Consider the following 14,264-nt stretch of genomic DNA (forward strand, 5'->3'; position numbering starts at 1 on the left):
GCATACGTAGTTTTTGCTATTCTTCTCCGTATGGCATACGAAGAAGTGGGTGTGCGGCCGGACTCCCCAGATGATCTGGGCATCCGGGCCATCGACGTGCACAAGCGATACAAGGACACGGTGGCGCTGGACGGATTCACCCTCTCCGTCGCGGCGGGTACGGTGTGTGGCCTGCTGGGGCCGAACGGGGCCGGGAAGACCACGGCCGTGCGGATCCTGACGACTCTCCTGCGTGCAGACGCCGGTCAAATCCACGTGGCCGGATGCGATGTGCGCGCCGACGCGCGGACGGTGCGCTACCGGATCGGCCTCGTCGGCCAGAACGCGTCGGTGGACGAGACCCTGAGCGGCCGCCAGAACCTCGTCATGTTCGGCAAGCTGTACCACCTGTCCGGTTCCACGGCTCGTCAGCGGGCGGACGAGCTCCTCGACCAGTTCAACCTGACGGAGGTGGCGGAGCGATCGGTCGCCCAATACTCCGGCGGGATGCGCCGCAGGCTCGACTTGGCGACCAGCCTGATCTTGGCCCCGCCCGTGCTGTTTCTCGACGAACCGACCACCGGCCTGGACCCGGGGGCCCGCATCGATGTCTGGGGATCGATCACATCACTTGTCGGGTCCGGGACAACGGTCCTGTTGACGACCCAGTACCTGGAGGAGGCGGATCAACTCGCCGACCAGATCGCCGTGATCGATGCCGGCAGGGTCGTCGCCGAGGGCACACCCGATGAGCTCAAGGCGAAGGTGGGGCCCGATCGGGTCGAGACCGTGACCCGCAAACCCACCCTCGACGAGGTCTTCCTCCATCTCACCGGACACCCCACCAGCACCACCGAGCAGATCACGGAGCCGGCGTCATGACCGCTACCGCCACAGTTACCACCCGGCCGAGCACGTCGGCGGCGGGCAGCCTTCGAGATGCCATCACCTTGACGGGGCGGGTCCTGCAGCACTGGAAACGCCGGCCCGGGTCGATCCTGATCGGCCTCCTGTTCCCCGTCTTGATGGTGCTGATGTTCGGTTACCTCTTCGGCGGCGCCATGGCCGTGCCGGACGGGAAGTACATGGATTTCCTGGTTCCCGGCATGCTGACGATGACGATGCTATTCGGGCTGGAGTCCATGGTCCTGGCCGTCACTGCCGACACCGCCAAGGGCGTCACCGAACGCATCCGCGCCATGCCCGTCACGACGCCCGCTATCCTCGCCGGTCGCAGCATCGCCGACCTGCTGAATGCCGCCGTCGGCCTGGCCGTCATGGTTCTCGCGGGGCTGCTGGTCGGCTGGACCAGCCATCGCGATCTCCTGCTGACCCTGGCCGGCTTCGGGCTCCTGATATGGCTGCGGTTCGCGTTCACATGGGTCGGCATCTACCTCGGGCTCGTGCTGAAAACACCGGAGTCGGCGACCGGCGTGCAGCTCCTCGTCTGGCCGGTTGGATTCCTTTCCAGCGCCTTCGTGTCGCCCGAAACGATGCCGGGCTGGCTTGGCGCCGCCAGTACCTGGAACCCCCTGTCGGCGACCGCTACCGCGATCCGGGAACTGTTCGGTAACCCCAACTGGCACGCGCAGAACTGGGCCACCGAGCACTCGATCACCCTCGCGCTAATCTGGCCCGCCGTGCTCACGGTGATCTTCTTGCCGCTCGCCGCGCGGCAATACCGGGTCCTGGGCCGGTGAACGGCTGGACATCGGTGGCCGGAGCGCGTCCAGGACCCCTGCGCCGGATGGCCTGGACGTGTGATCGTCGTGCCGGGCCGTCGGTGATCGGCCGACGGCCCGGCACGACGCCGTTTACTCCTCGACGTGCTGAATGCCGGGCTGGCCGGCCTCGACGTAGACGCTCGCCCGCGTCGAGATCGGCGCCCCTGGTTCGCTGACGTAGGGCACCACCCGGTAGTCCGTACGCCACTCGTTGGGTGTCAGCTCGCAGCGGGCATAGCCACGCTGAACGTTGTGGAACTTCATGTGCGGGTTTTCGTCCAGCCACCGGCGTCCCCAGGCGTCCATGTCCTGCCCGTCCCCGCCAGAACTGATGGACGTGCCGAGGAACTCGGTGCCGACGATGTCCGAATCCGGGTCGTCGAAATCGACCTTGAGGTTCGCAGCCACGCTGCGATGGGCGTCGCCGGTCACGACGACGAAGTTCTCCACCCCGCGGTCGCGCACCCCGTCGAACAGGCGTTGGCGGGCCGCGGCGTAACCGTCCCAGGTGTCCATGCCGAACGCTTGTTCCGGACCGTATGCCGAATCGCCCTGCATCATGAAGATCTGGTTGGCCAGCACCTTCCATGTCGCGGTCGCGTTTCCGAGCCCGTCCAGCAGCCAGCTTTCCTGAGCATCGCCGAGCATGGTGCGCGACGGGTCGAGCCGCTCGTCGCAGTCGAACTTCCGGCCGTCACCGCACGCTTGATTGTCGCGATACTGCCGGGTATCGACCATGTCGAACTGGGCGAGGTCGCCGAACACGAGCCGGCGATACAACTGCATGTCCGGGCCCGCTGGCAGCGCTGCCTGCCGTAGCGGCATGTGCTCGTAGTACGCCTGGAACGCCGCGGCCCTGCGATCCAGGAACTCTGCACCACCGTTATCGTGGCCGTCGAGGTCGGCGGCCCAGTTGTTGTCGACGTCGTGATCGTCCATGATCACCATCCACGGGAATGCGGCGTGGCAGGCACGCAGATCGACGTCGCTCTTGTACTGGCCGTACCGGACCCGGTAGTCGGCCAGGGAGAAACACTCCGTGGCCGGCAGGTGCCCACGGCCGATGCTGCCCTGCGCGGTCCCCTCGTAGATGTAGTCTCCGAGATGTATCACCAGGTCCAGATCTTCTTCGGACATGTGCCGAAGGGCGGTGTAGTAGCCCTGGGGATAGTTTTGGCAGCTCGCGAACGCGAAGGCGAGTGAGGACAGTGCCGCTCCAGGTTCCGGAGCGGTCCGGGTGCGGCCCACCTCGCTGAGCTCCGGGCCCGCCCGGAAGCGATACCAGTATTGGCGATCTGCCCGAAGCCCGCTCACCTCGACATGGACGGAGTGCCCGAGCTCGGGTGTCGCCCGGTGCACGCCCGAGCGCACCACGTGACGGAATTTGGGATCCTCCGCGACCTGCCACTGCACGGATATGGTCCGATCCGGCATGCCGCCACGCCCATCGGGCGCCAGGGGGTCCGGCGCGAGCCGGGTCCACAAGACGACGCCGTCGGGAAGCGGATCACCGGAGGCGACGCCGAGCGAGAACGGGTTCTCCCCGAACCGCGGGTTCGCCCAAGCTGGCGCGGCCGAGAAGCCCGCTACCGCCGAGGCGACAGCCAACGTGCCGCCACCGGCGAGAGCCAGGAAATTGCGACGATCGATGGGCCTGCGTCGGTAACTGGACATGAGACCTCCTGAGGCGGGCAGCGCTGATCACACTGGCTGCGATGATTGTGTGGTCGAGCTCGCCTGACAAGGGGTCAAGCCGGCATTCGAGCACGTCAAGGGCGCCTTCCGGCGGCGGCCGCTTACAGCCGTGCGTAACGTTCGGCAGGGCGCGGCTCGGCGCCCGGGTGCGCCGGCTCCAGTGGCTTCGGCCCGCTTCCGTTCCGGATGCTTAACAGGGCGGTCCATGCTCGAGCAAGCAATGAACGTGACGCACCTCACATGGACCGCCCACCTGCACGCCAGTCAGCGGGCAGGTTGAGGAGCTCGTCAGCGACGCGAGCCAGCCGATGAATCGTCGGTCCCGATACGGTGTGCGGCACCTGGGTTTCGTAGTCTGGACCGATGCGATTCGGGGTGCTGGGGCCACTGGCCGTGTGGACCGACAACGGCGAGCCGGTTCCTGTTCCCGGACGCTTGGTACGCACGCTGCTGGCCGACCTGCTGATCCACGAGGGGCGTGCGGTGTCGATCGATCGCCTGGTCGACGATCTGTGGGGGGATGCGGCGCCAGCCGACCCGCCAAGCGCGCTGCACGTGCGCGTCTCACAGCTACGCCGGGTACTGGCCGGCGCGGAGGCGGGCGGCCGGGAGCTGGTGGTGTCCCAGTCCCCGGGCTACGCCCTGCTGGCCGGCCTGGACGCGGTGGATGCGGCGCGGTTCGACGCCCTCCTCGGGCAGGCATGGGCGGTCGACGACCCGCGCACTCGGGCCAAGCTGCTCGCCGACGCGCTGGATCTGTGGCGCGGACCGTTCCTGGCGGACTTCGCCGACGAGGAGTTCGCCCGCTCGGCCGCGGCCCGGTGGGAGGAGCAGCGGCTGGCCGCCGTCGAAGCCCACGCGGAAGCCCGGCTGGAGCTCGGTGAGCACCGCGAGCTGGTCGGGGATCTCGGCGAGCAGGTGGCCGGGCAGCCGTACCGGGAACGGCTGCGGGCGGCCCACATGCGGGCGCTGTATCGGGCCGGCCGGGCGAGCGAAGCCCTGGAGAGTTTTCAGGATCTGCGCCATCAGCTCGCTGACGAGCTGGGCCTGGACCCGAGCGCCGAACTGACCGCGTTACACCAGGCCATCCTGGCCGGCGACCCGTCGGAGGACGCGCCGGCGCCGGCCCCGCGGCCGGTGAAGCCCACCACCAACCTGCCAGCGCCGGTGACCGAGCTGGTGGGACGGGACCAGACGATGCAGCGTGTGCGAGAGCTGCTGTCCACGGGGCGCCTGGTCACGCTCACCGGCCCGGGTGGCGTCGGCAAGACCAGCGTGGCCATCGCGGCGGCGCGATCCCTGGTGGAGATGTACCCGGACGGTGTATGGCTGATCGATCTGACTGCCTGGGACGGCTCGGGCGATCCGGCCGAGCCGATCCTGTCCGCGCTGTCCATCCCGGATGCGCCCGGGGATCCGGAACCGGGGAATCAGCGGCTGGCAACCGCCTTGCGGGAACGGCAGATGCTGCTGGTGCTCGACAACTGCGAGCACGTGATCGAACCGGTGGCCACGCTGGTCGCCTGGTTGCTGGGGGAAGCCGCTGGCGTGCGGATCCTGGCGACCAGCCGGGAACCCCTGCGCGTGCGTGGCGAGGCCCGCTGGGATCTGCCGCCGTTGGACATTCCCGATACGGACAACCCGGCCCGGCTGGTCCAATCTCCCGCCATCCGGCTGTTCCTGTCCCGAGCCGGGCTGGTTCCGGAGCTGGATTCGGTGGTCGGGGTGGCGGAGGTGTGCCGGCGGCTCGACGGCATCCCGCTGGCGTTGGAGCTGGCCGCCACCAGGGTCCCGACGCTGGGCATAGGCGGGCTGGCGTCCCGGCTGCAGGTGCCGCAGGATCGGTTCGGCCTGCTGGGCGCCGGCCCGCGCGACGCGCCGGCCCGGCAGCGCACCCTGTCCGCGGTGATCGACTGGAGCTGGCAACTGCTGACCGGGCGCGAGCAGGCCGTGCTGCGCCGCCTGGCTGTCCACTCGGGCGGGTGCACGCTGGACGCGGCCGAGTCCGTGTGCACGGGGGAGGACGTCCCCGCCGGCGACGTGCTGGACGTGTTGTCCGGGCTGGTTGACCGCTCCCTGGTGGTGCGTGACGACGGGCCCCGGTTCCGGCTGCTGGAGTCGGTCTCCGCCTACTGCCTGGACCGGTTGCGGGAAGCCGGGGAAGAGGCGGCGGTGCGGCGGCGGCACGCCGACTACTACCTGAGCCTGGCCGAACGGGCCGAGCCGCAGCTGCGTGGTCACGGCCAGCGGGAATGGCTGAGCAAGCTGGATGCCGAGGCGGCGAACCTGCGGACAGCCCTGGACGCGTTCCGCCACGAGTGCGCAGCCGGGTCGGCGTTGCGCCTGGCCAAGGCCCTGTCGTGGTACTGGTTCCTGCGCGGCCGGCTGACCGAGGCGCGTCGGGCTCTGACCGGCGCATTGGACGTCGAGGGCGATGCGCCGCCCGACCTCCGGGCCAGTGCCCGTGCATGGCAGGCGGGTCTGGCGATCCGGCAGGGCGAGGCGGGGCCGGAGCAGGCGGCAGACGTGCTGCGCGAGTACGGTCACGTGGGCGGACCCCTCGATCGGGCTCGCGTCGAGTGGTTCCTCGCCGCGGCGATCATCGACGTCGGGGACCAGAAAGCCGCTGGAGAGCTGCTGGAGCGGGCGATCGACGCCTTCCGGGCAGCCGGCGATCGCTGGGGTGAGGCAGCCGCCTTGAGCACGCGGGCCATGCTGGCGCACATCCGCGGTGATCTGGCCGCGCTGGAGGACGACGCCCGGCGCAGCGCCGAGCTGTTCGGGGAGCTGGGCGACGATTGGGGCGTGCTGCAGGCCACCGACTGGCTGATCGGGCTGGCGGACCTGACCGGCGATCACGCGGAGGCGTTCCGGCTGAGCCGGGAAGGCCTGCAGATTGCCGAAGATCTGGGGCTCTGGGCCGATGTGGCCGGCCGGCTCGGCTGGCTGGCCTGGCTCTCGGTCCAGGCCGGCGATTACGCCAACGCCCTGGAAAGTGCCGAACAGGCGCGGCGGCTGGCTGCCGAGCAGGGGCAGCGACCGGGTGAGGTGTTCGCCACCATCAGCCTGGCATTCGCCGCCCGCCGCAGTGGCAAGCTCGATCTGGCCGAGGAGCACCTGCGCTGGCTACTCGCGGCGGCCCGGCGACAACACGCGGGTGACGGCCATCCGCCCTACCTCTCGATGGTGCTGGTCGAGCTGGGGCTTCTGGTCGCGGAGCGGGGTGATCCGGCGGGGGCGCTGGACGCGCTCCGGGAGGGCCTCGACGTGTTCCGGGACCAGGGTTCGGTGAGCGGCATGGCGTGGGCGCTGACGGGGGTCGCCGCCGCACTCGTCGGGGACGGGAGGCCCGGTCTGGCGGCGCAGTTGCTAGGTGCGGCCGATGCCGCCCGGCAGCAGAGCGGGCAGCCGCTGTCCGCGTCGGATCGCGACGAGCTGGACCGGGTGACGGATGCGATTCGCGCCGCCGAGCCGGACTTCGACACCCTGTTCGCCCGGGGTGCCGAGCTAACGCCCGACGAGGCGCGGTCTCTGGTGGGTGGGGGAGCAGGCCCGATGAGCGGCGTCGAATAGCTACCCTCCGTACGGCCATCAGGCACCGTTCCTGGGCAGGACGCGGAATACGGGAAACTCCGGTGACACGCGCTCGAACTCGGCCAGCGGTGCGTCTTTGGCCACGGGCACGTGCACTCTCGCGTTGGGTGCTCGGCTCAGATAGGCCTTGAGCACCGGTGCCCGGCGTTCCGGTGCCACCTCTTCGAGGCAGACCTCCTCGCGGCGGCCGTGGCGGATGGCGGCCGCGCCGTTCGCGGCTCGCACGTTGCGCACCCAGTTCGTCGTCTCGCCGAGCATGGAAACGAGATAGCGCTCGTCCTCGACGACGGTCATGACCAGCGGCAATGTGACGGTCGCGCCGGATCGCCGCCCCGGCACCTCGAGTTCGACGAGGCGGTCCGGGGCGATCCCGCGAGCATAGAGCGCAGCTGTCCATCGGTCGAGGACGCGCGCCACCCGGTTGGGACGCCCGTCGCGGTAGAACCACTTCTTCAGGCTCATTGTCACCCTTCCTCCTATACAACGTACATGTACACTGTACATGAATCCTGTACGGCGTACAATCACGAGGCGATGGAGCGACGAGAACGCATGGCAGACACCGGCAAGACGTCCCTCACCCCGCGCACGGTGATCGAGGCCGCGCTCTCGCTCGCGGACTCGGAGGGGCTGGGAGCGGTCACGATCCGGCGATTGGCCACGGACCTGGGCGTGACGCCCATGGCTCTCTACTGGCATTTCCGCAACAAGGACGACCTGCTGGACGGCATGGTCGACCGGATCTTCGAGAAGATCGACCCGACCGTGCGGACGTCCGACCCGTGGCCCGAGCAATTAAGGACGCTCCTGGGTTCGATGCTCGACGTGCTGCGCTCGCACCCCTCGACCGCGCCGCTGCTCTCGACCCGCAGCGCGACCTCGGAGAGCAGCCTTCGCATTACCGAAACGCTGCTCGACATCCTGCGGCGCGGCGGATTCTCGCCGACAGAGGCGACCCAGGTCGCCCGGCACGCGCTGAGCACTCTCACCAACCTCGTCAGCGCGATGCCCGGATCGGCTCTGGGGGAGGAATCGGAGGACGCCCAGCGGCGCGCGCGGGTCTTCCTGGAGTCCTTGCCCCCGGAGCGCTACCCGCGGCTCGTGGAAGCGGCGGTACCCCTGAGCGAGTGCGAAGACCCCGAAGGTTATTTCGCGTTCGGCCTCGACCTGCTCCTCGCGGGCATCGAGGCGACCGCTCGGCGCACGGGCTGATACTCCCCGCCTGCCCGGCGCGACCGGGTCCCGTTCGTGCGAGATGAGCCGGTGGAGCATACCGGCAGGCCCGATCCCTGGTGAGCGGGGACCGGGCCTGAGGGGGTCGGTCTATTTCGGGGTATACACGTGGACGGCGATGCCGGAGTCGAATCGGTTGATATCGGCCAGCTGGAGATGGGTGGTGTCGAGTCCGGTGTTTTCGAACAGGTGCTTGCCGGCTCCGACGATCACGGGGAAGTACCAGAAGTGGAACTCGTCGATGAGCCCGTGGTCGATAAGAGTGCGGTCGAGCTCGCCGGTACCCCACTTGAGGATGTTCTTGCCGGGTTGTTCCTTGAGCCGGGCGACTTCTTCGGCGACGTCGCCCTGGATGAGGGTGGCGTTCCAGGTGGTTTCGGTCAGCGTGCGGGAGGCGACGTACTTGGGCATGGTGTTGAACATGTCCGCCTCGGGCCCGGAGCGCGTGGACCATGCCTCGGCGAATCCCTCGTAAGTCACCCGGCCGAGCAGGAAGGCGTCGGCGGAGTGTACGAGGTTGGTGGCGTAGTTGCCGTGGTCCTCGTCCCAGTAGGGGTGACCCCAGTGGTGTGGTTCGGCGCGGGACGCGGTGGAGGGACGGGTGTCGTCGATGATGCCGTCCAGCGACACGAAGGTGGATTCGATGAGCTTGCGCATGATCGGTGCTCCCTGTGGTCCGTGCTGGCGGCCCCGTGCCGCCGGCGTGTGATTCCACAGTGCCGGGCGGGCCTTACCGTTTCCTTACGGTCGCCCTACGGGAGCCATCGTCCCCGTCGAGGTCCATCGCGTCGCGTAGATCGTCGAGTGCCTCGTTGAGGTCATCGACCTCGTCCGACAGCTCCGCGCTCGCAGCGTTCAGGGCTTCAGCCTCTCCCTCGGCCTCGGCGTCGCGCATCTCGGTGATGAGTTCGAGGATGCGCGCGTCCCGGTCGCGCAGCTCCTCGGCGAGGGGCACGACATCGCGCGCTTGCGAGATCGTGGGCATGGCAAGATCGACGGCAATCCCGAGCTCGAAGGCGGCGGCGCGCCGGTCGGTGACCGCGTATTCGAGATCGGTCCGCGCCGCATCTAGCCGCTCCTCGGCCGCGGCTCGTTCCTCGTCCGCTGCGCGGAACCCGAGGAGGAGTACCACGGCCCCGACGACGAGCATGGCGACAGCTGCGAGGAGGGCGCGGCGACGCGTCAGCAGGACGGCGCGCCGATCACTGGCCACGGGCGTCATCGGCCACCTCCACGGCTTCCTCTGCCTGGTCGAGTCCGTCCCGCAGCCGCTCGACGGCTCCTGTCTCCGCGCGCGTACCGGCCTCGAAAGCGTCGAGATGTTCCTCGAAGCAGGCCGCCAGCTCGGGATCGGGAACGACGTCGGGCGCCGACGTCAGGCAGTCGCCCAGGGAGTTCCACAGCTGCGCCTGGCTCTCGACGGCCGCGAGAAAGTCAGCGGTACCGCGGTCCAGTTCCGTCATCACGTCCGGCAGCGTCGTGATCCGGCCCCGCAGCTCCGCTGCTTCGTTCCGGAGGTCGGCCGTTCTCTCTTCGACGTCGGCGGCTTCGGCGTCGATGGCGGACACGTCGTCGCGGGTACCAGAGTGCCCGGACAGCATCACGACACCGATCACCAGCGAGACCAGGCCAGCGGTGGCGGCCAGCGCAGCCGCGAGCGGGACGCCAGCGCGGGAATACCACGGCTGGCCCTCCCGGCGCCGTTTCCGGGTCGGCGTCGCGGACACCCCGCTCGCAGAGCCCATCAGATCCCCCGCTCGTTTCAGACCACGCGTGTGAGTTCAGCGTGACGCATCGGGCGCACGAATCGCCACTTTTGCCCGGTCTGGTGACCGGGCTCACGCCTCGATGTCCTGGGTGGGCGCGCTAGCGGCGGCGAGTTGCGATGTAGTCGTTGACCGGCCGTGTCGCCAGGAGAACCAGTGCGACGAGGAGCACGATCATCGTAATGATCCCGGCGACCAGCACGTTCTGTATCGCGGACGACGGGACAGCGTCGAGCAACGCGCCCCAGAAGCCGGAACCGGGTTCGAGCCGGTTGAACTGGATCGCGGCGACGACGCCCAGGGGAGCGGCGCCGAGCAACGTGATGAGGCCGAACCTGTAGGCCCACCGGCGGGCCTCCCGGCTACCTATCCCGACCGGCACCGCGAGCAGCAGGAGCATCAGTGCCAGGAACCCGTACAGCGCCGTGACCAGCCATGCGGCTACCGGCACGGCGTTCAAGACGATCTCGTAGTCGAGATCCAGCCGATCACGAACGACGTCGACGACGTCCGCCCGTACGGATGACAGCACGCCGACGTAGAGCAGGAGACCGAGCGAGGCCACGGCGAGCAGCACGCAGGCGACGATCAAGCTTCGCGGCCGGCGCTGTCGCCGCGGCTCGTCCGGGGATCGGGTCGCTGCCGGCTCGTGCCGGGGAGGAGCGGCGTGCTCCGAGGCCGGCTGGACCGTGGTCGGTGGCTGGCGGCGAGAAGGGCGCACCGGCTGCGGATCCGGCTGGACCCGCATCGTCGCCGCGGTGGGCGGAGGAGGATACTCCTGCCTGGTGGCGGGCCTGGTCGCGCGAGCCGTCGGGGCGTTGGGCGGGACCTGAGGTGGGGCAGCGGGTGGATAGCCTCCAGGTGGCCGCACGTGCTGGGTGGGCATGGCATCCGGACCCGCGATGGTGACCGCCGTGGCGTTCTGCGGCAACGCGTTTTGCGGCAGCGCGTTCTGCGGCTGCATCTGGGCGGCCGGTGCCCGAGCGGCTTCGGCGAGATCGCGAGCGGAGCGCCACCGGTGATCTGGCTCTGCCGCCAGTGCCCGCTGCACGACGGTGGCGACGTCGGGTGGCACATCGGGATCGAGCGGCTCCGGAGGCTCGTTCAGCCGTTGGGTGGCGACCGCGAACGAGTTCTCGCCGCTGAACGGCAATCTGCCGGTCAGGCACTCGTAGGCGACGACGCCCAGCGCGTAGACGTCGGAGCTGGGGGTGGCCTGGCGGCCGAGCACCTGCTCCGGTGCCAGGTAGGACGGCGTGCCCATGACCTGGCCGGTGACTGTCAGGTGCGTGGCCGTATCCGTGCGGGCGATGCCGAAGTCGGTCAGCACGACGTGATCGTCGTCGGTCACCAGCAAGTTGGCGGGCTTGACGTCGCGATGCACGATGCCCTTCTCGTGCGCCGCATGCAGTGCCTCGGCAGCGCGTGCGATCAGATTCATGGCAGAAGCCGGGTCTATCCGCCCGACTCGCCGTATCCGCTGTGCCAGCGACTCGCCCTCGATCAGTTCCATCACCAGAAACGCTTCGGACGAATCTCCATGGAAGTCGTAGATGTCGACCACCGCGGGATGTTTGACCGTGGCCATGGAGCGTGCCTCGGCGAGGAACCGTTGTGCGAATCCGGACTGGGCGACCAGATCGGGACGCATGACCTTGACCGCGACGGTGCGGCCGAGTATCTGGTCCGTGGCGCGCCACACCTCGCCCATGCCGCCGCGACCGAGCTGTTCGTCCAGCTGATACCGGTCGGCCAACAGGACGCCGGAGCCGTACATGACGATGTTCCTCCTCGGTCAGCAGGTGCTGACATGCGCTTGGCCTCTGCTCAGCTACGATACCCAGTGGCGGATCCGCCGCATCGAACACCCGTGCCGAAGGCGGTTTGGCCGGATCGAGGAGCCGGCGATCGCGATCAGCGCAGAGCTGCTTCAGCTATGCGGTTCACCTGCTGGGCATGAGCCGAGGTGGGCCAGAGACAGAGCTCTTCGACGCCGACTTCTTCCAGGGCGCTGATGGTGTCGGCCACGTCGGAAGGCGAGCGCAGGACGCTGTTCTTGACGGTATCGACGAGATCTGGCCCGCCGAAGCCATAGTAGCTCGCGACGTTGTGATCAGCCTCGGCGGCGACGTCTTCGCCCAGCGCGACGTAGCGGGCAGCATACAACGTCGGAGGGGTGCGTCCAGCTGCGCTGGCGCCCTCTTTCACGATCTCGTATGCGTGGGCGACGGCTTCCGGTGGCATCGGACCGGCGAGGAACGCGTCGGCCATGCGGCCGGCTCGCCGCCATGCCTGCTCGGAATAGCCACCCAAGACGATGGGCAGGTCGATGGGCGCCGGCCCGACAGGCGCGGTGCCGTCAGGGGGAGCGCCGGACCAGACCGTCCGGCACAGGTGAATGGTTCTCTCCAGTTGGGTGCCTCGCTCCCGTGGCTCCACGCCGAGGACCTGCCAGTCGTCATCGCGGCCGCCGATACCGAGTCCCAGCCGGAAGCGCCCGCCGGATATCGCGTCGAGAGTCGCGGCCTGCTTGGCGAGCAGGACGGATTGCCGAGGTGGCGCGACCAGCACGGTGGTCATGAGGCCGATCCGCGACGTGGCCCCGGCTGCGGCGGCGAGGGCGATCAGTTCCTCGTGCGAGGGATACACGACCCGGCCGATCGTGCCGAGCACGGAGAAGCCGGCCTGTTCGGAGCGTTCCGCCCATGTCACGAGTTCCGGGCCTCGTACGTCGAGCAACGCGTTGGGGAGTCCGATGCCGATGTCCATGAGGCCTCCACGGATTCTGAAACTGTGGGTACGTGCCAGGGTAAGACGCTGAGCACCACGCCGTCGCGCCGGAAACTTTCCACCTGTGAAGGACTACATACGAAGCCGCCGGTGTTGTACGACAGACCGAGATAGCCGTGTGGGAGGCTTCGATGACCTCTGGTGACGACATCATCCGCGATAACCCGCGAGAGTCCCGATACGACATGATCCGTGACGGTGAGCGGCTCGGCGAGATCCGCTATCGCACCGAACCGGGATTGATCGTGTTGACGCATACCGAGGTGATGCACTCGGCCACAGGGCAGGGGATCGGAAGTCGTCTCGTCTCCGGCGTGCTCGCTGACATCCGCTCGCGTGGCCTGCACGTCGTTCCCGAATGCACGTTCGTGGCGGACTACATGCGACGGCATCCCGAACAGCGCGACGTGCTCGCTCCCGACGCCACGCACTGAACGATCTGGCCCGGGCGACCTTCCACCGAAACGGCACGGCGGCGCCACCCGGCAGCATTCCGCCGGTCCGTCGATGGTGGTCTACATCGTCACGTTCCGGGCACAAGATTACTCACAGTGGCAAGATGAGGGTATGGGGCGTATGCCGAGACCGGCCGGCGTTCTCGGGGGCGCGTTTCGCCGGTTCGGTGTAGACGGAGCCGATGCCAGCCTGCGGCAGGCCGCGTGGGCAGCGCGGTGTGTCGGCCGGGGCGAGGGCACGCCACTGCGTCACACTGACGTCGCTGCCCTGGCCGATGCCCTGGACACCTGCACGGTGGATCGCGACACGGTCATCTTCGAGCGTGGTGAGCAGGGCGGTGGGGTGTGGCTCGTGCGTGCGGGGCGAGTGGAGCTGTCCCTGGGCTCCAGGCGGCGCCGGTCGGTGGTGTGCACGTTGGGTTCCGGCGATGTCGACGGCGACATCCAGCTGCTCCTGGACATCGCCATGCCGTACACCGCGCGGGCATTGACCGAGGTCACGTACCTTCACATGAGTGCTGCGAGCTTCGACCTGCTGATGCGGGCGAACCCGGAGCTCGCGCGGTACTGGATGTCGAGTGTCGCGTTTCGGCTGACGACCAGTCAGGACCGCATCCTCGCGTTGCTGGGGCGCTCGTTGCCGGAACAGGTTGCCCGGCTGCTGCTGGACGAGGCGGAGGGAGGCCGGGTCACGCTGAGCCAGCGCACCATGGCCGCGATGCTCGGTGCCCGCCGCCGGTCGCTGAAAGCGGTCCTGGAGGAGCTGGAGAATGACAACGTGATCGAGATCAATAACGGCGTGATCGCTATCTACGACTACGATCAGCTTGCCGATCAGGCTGGCTGAGATGCGTCTTCTTGGCTCTGCGGAACGTCCAGAGGCCGGGACGTCGGCCTGGACGTTCCGCAGAGCCAAGAAGTGAGGCTCCGGGGACCGGGGACCTGAACGCAATGTCGATTTCGTGCCCGACGGTTGCCCAATCGTGGGAGTAATGGTAAGACCTCAGACACCAGTCCTTCGATCACGA

General features: G+C 68.5%; 13 protein-coding genes. 6 read left to right on the forward strand and 7 right to left on the reverse strand.

Features of this window, described 5'->3' with window-relative positions:
- Positions 1-30 precede the first annotated feature (30 nt).
- Positions 31-861, forward strand: coding sequence for an ABC transporter ATP-binding protein (locus DPM12_RS17375; protein ID WP_112259618.1), 831 nt, complete (start codon positions 31-33; stop codon positions 859-861).
- The gene (locus DPM12_RS17380; protein ID WP_112259619.1) at positions 858-1,679 is read left to right on the forward strand and encodes an ABC transporter permease; all 822 of its coding nucleotides are present in this window, start codon (positions 858-860) and stop codon (positions 1,677-1,679) included. Before DPM12_RS17375 ends, DPM12_RS17380 begins: the two co-directional genes overlap by 4 nt.
- A 114-nt stretch (positions 1,680-1,793) precedes the next feature.
- Here the strand turns inward: DPM12_RS17380 and DPM12_RS17385 are convergent, their stop codons facing one another.
- Positions 1,794-3,377 (reverse strand): alkaline phosphatase D family protein, encoded by a 1,584-nt coding sequence (locus DPM12_RS17385; protein WP_112259620.1) that lies wholly within the window; start codon positions 3,375-3,377, stop codon positions 1,794-1,796.
- Between the two features lie 384 nt (positions 3,378-3,761).
- Between DPM12_RS17385 and DPM12_RS17390 the strand changes: the two genes are divergently transcribed.
- Positions 3,762-6,971, forward strand: a complete 3,210-nt coding sequence (locus tag DPM12_RS17390) for an ATP-binding protein (RefSeq protein WP_112259621.1) — start codon at positions 3,762-3,764, stop codon at positions 6,969-6,971.
- An 18-nt stretch (positions 6,972-6,989) separates the two neighbouring features.
- On the opposite strand, the gene DPM12_RS17395 is transcribed toward DPM12_RS17390, so the two are convergent.
- A complete protein-coding gene (locus tag DPM12_RS17395) occupies positions 6,990-7,454 on the reverse strand; it encodes a nitroreductase/quinone reductase family protein (RefSeq protein ID WP_112259622.1) in 465 nt (154 codons plus the stop codon).
- 72 nt (positions 7,455-7,526) lie between these two features.
- Between DPM12_RS17395 and DPM12_RS17400 the strand changes: the two genes are divergently transcribed.
- Positions 7,527-8,204 carry a TetR/AcrR family transcriptional regulator C-terminal domain-containing protein gene (locus DPM12_RS17400; protein ID WP_112259623.1) on the forward strand — a complete coding sequence of 226 codons (678 nt, stop codon included), beginning with the start codon at positions 7,527-7,529 and terminating at the stop codon, positions 8,202-8,204.
- Positions 8,205-8,315: 111 nt separating this feature from the next.
- Here DPM12_RS17400 and DPM12_RS17405 read toward each other — a convergent pair whose 3' ends face one another.
- The 5 genes from DPM12_RS17405 to DPM12_RS17425 form a co-directional block, all read right to left on the reverse strand.
- A complete protein-coding gene (locus tag DPM12_RS17405) occupies positions 8,316-8,882 on the reverse strand; it encodes a dihydrofolate reductase family protein (RefSeq protein ID WP_112259624.1) in 567 nt (188 codons plus the stop codon).
- A gap of 73 nt (positions 8,883-8,955) precedes the next feature.
- On the reverse strand, positions 8,956-9,447 hold the full coding sequence (locus DPM12_RS17410) for a hypothetical protein (protein ID WP_112259625.1): 492 nt from the start codon (positions 9,445-9,447) through the stop codon (positions 8,956-8,958).
- Positions 9,428-9,970, reverse strand: a complete 543-nt coding sequence (locus DPM12_RS17415) for a hypothetical protein (protein ID WP_112259626.1) — start codon at positions 9,968-9,970, stop codon at positions 9,428-9,430. The genes DPM12_RS17410 and DPM12_RS17415 overlap by 20 nt, the downstream gene beginning before the upstream one ends.
- A gap of 121 nt (positions 9,971-10,091) precedes the next feature.
- On the reverse strand, positions 10,092-11,768 hold the full coding sequence (locus DPM12_RS17420; protein WP_112259627.1) for a serine/threonine-protein kinase: 1,677 nt from the start codon (positions 11,766-11,768) through the stop codon (positions 10,092-10,094).
- 137 nt (positions 11,769-11,905) lie between these two features.
- The gene (locus DPM12_RS17425; protein ID WP_112259628.1) at positions 11,906-12,760 is read right to left on the reverse strand and encodes an LLM class flavin-dependent oxidoreductase; all 855 of its coding nucleotides are present in this window, start codon (positions 12,758-12,760) and stop codon (positions 11,906-11,908) included.
- Between the two features lie 152 nt (positions 12,761-12,912).
- Here DPM12_RS17425 and DPM12_RS17430 point away from each other — a divergent pair, with 152 nt between their 5' ends.
- Both DPM12_RS17430 and DPM12_RS17435 read left to right on the forward strand, forming a co-directional pair.
- Entirely contained in the window at positions 12,913-13,215 is a 303-nt protein-coding gene (locus DPM12_RS17430) for a GNAT family N-acetyltransferase (RefSeq protein WP_112259687.1), read from the forward strand.
- Positions 13,216-13,357: 142 nt separating this feature from the next.
- Positions 13,358-14,083 (forward strand): Crp/Fnr family transcriptional regulator, encoded by a 726-nt coding sequence (locus tag DPM12_RS17435; RefSeq protein WP_164465284.1) that lies wholly within the window; start codon positions 13,358-13,360, stop codon positions 14,081-14,083.
- Positions 14,084-14,264: the final 181 nt, after the last annotated feature.

Origin of the sequence: Phytoactinopolyspora halophila (genome assembly GCF_003287285.1) — a bacterium.
Lineage (GTDB): Bacteria > Actinomycetota > Actinomycetes > Jiangellales > Jiangellaceae > Phytoactinopolyspora_A > Phytoactinopolyspora_A halophila.

Coding starts and splice junctions, on each gene's coding strand:
- DPM12_RS17420 (WP_112259627.1), bottom strand. CDS start 11,768: ATGTACGGCTCCGGCGTCCTGTTGGCCGACCGGTATCAGCTGGACGAA.
- DPM12_RS17375 (WP_112259618.1), top strand. CDS start 31: ATGGCATACGAAGAAGTGGGTGTGCGGCCGGACTCCCCAGATGATCTG.
- DPM12_RS17425 (WP_112259628.1), bottom strand. CDS start 12,760: ATGGACATCGGCATCGGACTCCCCAACGCGTTGCTCGACGTACGAGGC.
- DPM12_RS17410 (WP_112259625.1), bottom strand. CDS start 9,447: ATGACGCCCGTGGCCAGTGATCGGCGCGCCGTCCTGCTGACGCGTCGC.
- DPM12_RS17395 (WP_112259622.1), bottom strand. CDS start 7,454: ATGAGCCTGAAGAAGTGGTTCTACCGCGACGGGCGTCCCAACCGGGTG.
- DPM12_RS17415 (WP_112259626.1), bottom strand. CDS start 9,970: ATGGGCTCTGCGAGCGGGGTGTCCGCGACGCCGACCCGGAAACGGCGC.
- DPM12_RS17380 (WP_112259619.1), top strand. CDS start 858: ATGACCGCTACCGCCACAGTTACCACCCGGCCGAGCACGTCGGCGGCG.
- DPM12_RS17390 (WP_112259621.1), top strand. CDS start 3,762: ATGCGATTCGGGGTGCTGGGGCCACTGGCCGTGTGGACCGACAACGGC.
- DPM12_RS17385 (WP_112259620.1), bottom strand. CDS start 3,377: ATGTCCAGTTACCGACGCAGGCCCATCGATCGTCGCAATTTCCTGGCT.
- DPM12_RS17435 (WP_164465284.1), top strand. CDS start 13,358: ATGCCGAGACCGGCCGGCGTTCTCGGGGGCGCGTTTCGCCGGTTCGGT.
- DPM12_RS17430 (WP_112259687.1), top strand. CDS start 12,913: ATGACCTCTGGTGACGACATCATCCGCGATAACCCGCGAGAGTCCCGA.
- DPM12_RS17400 (WP_112259623.1), top strand. CDS start 7,527: ATGGAGCGACGAGAACGCATGGCAGACACCGGCAAGACGTCCCTCACC.
- DPM12_RS17405 (WP_112259624.1), bottom strand. CDS start 8,882: ATGCGCAAGCTCATCGAATCCACCTTCGTGTCGCTGGACGGCATCATC.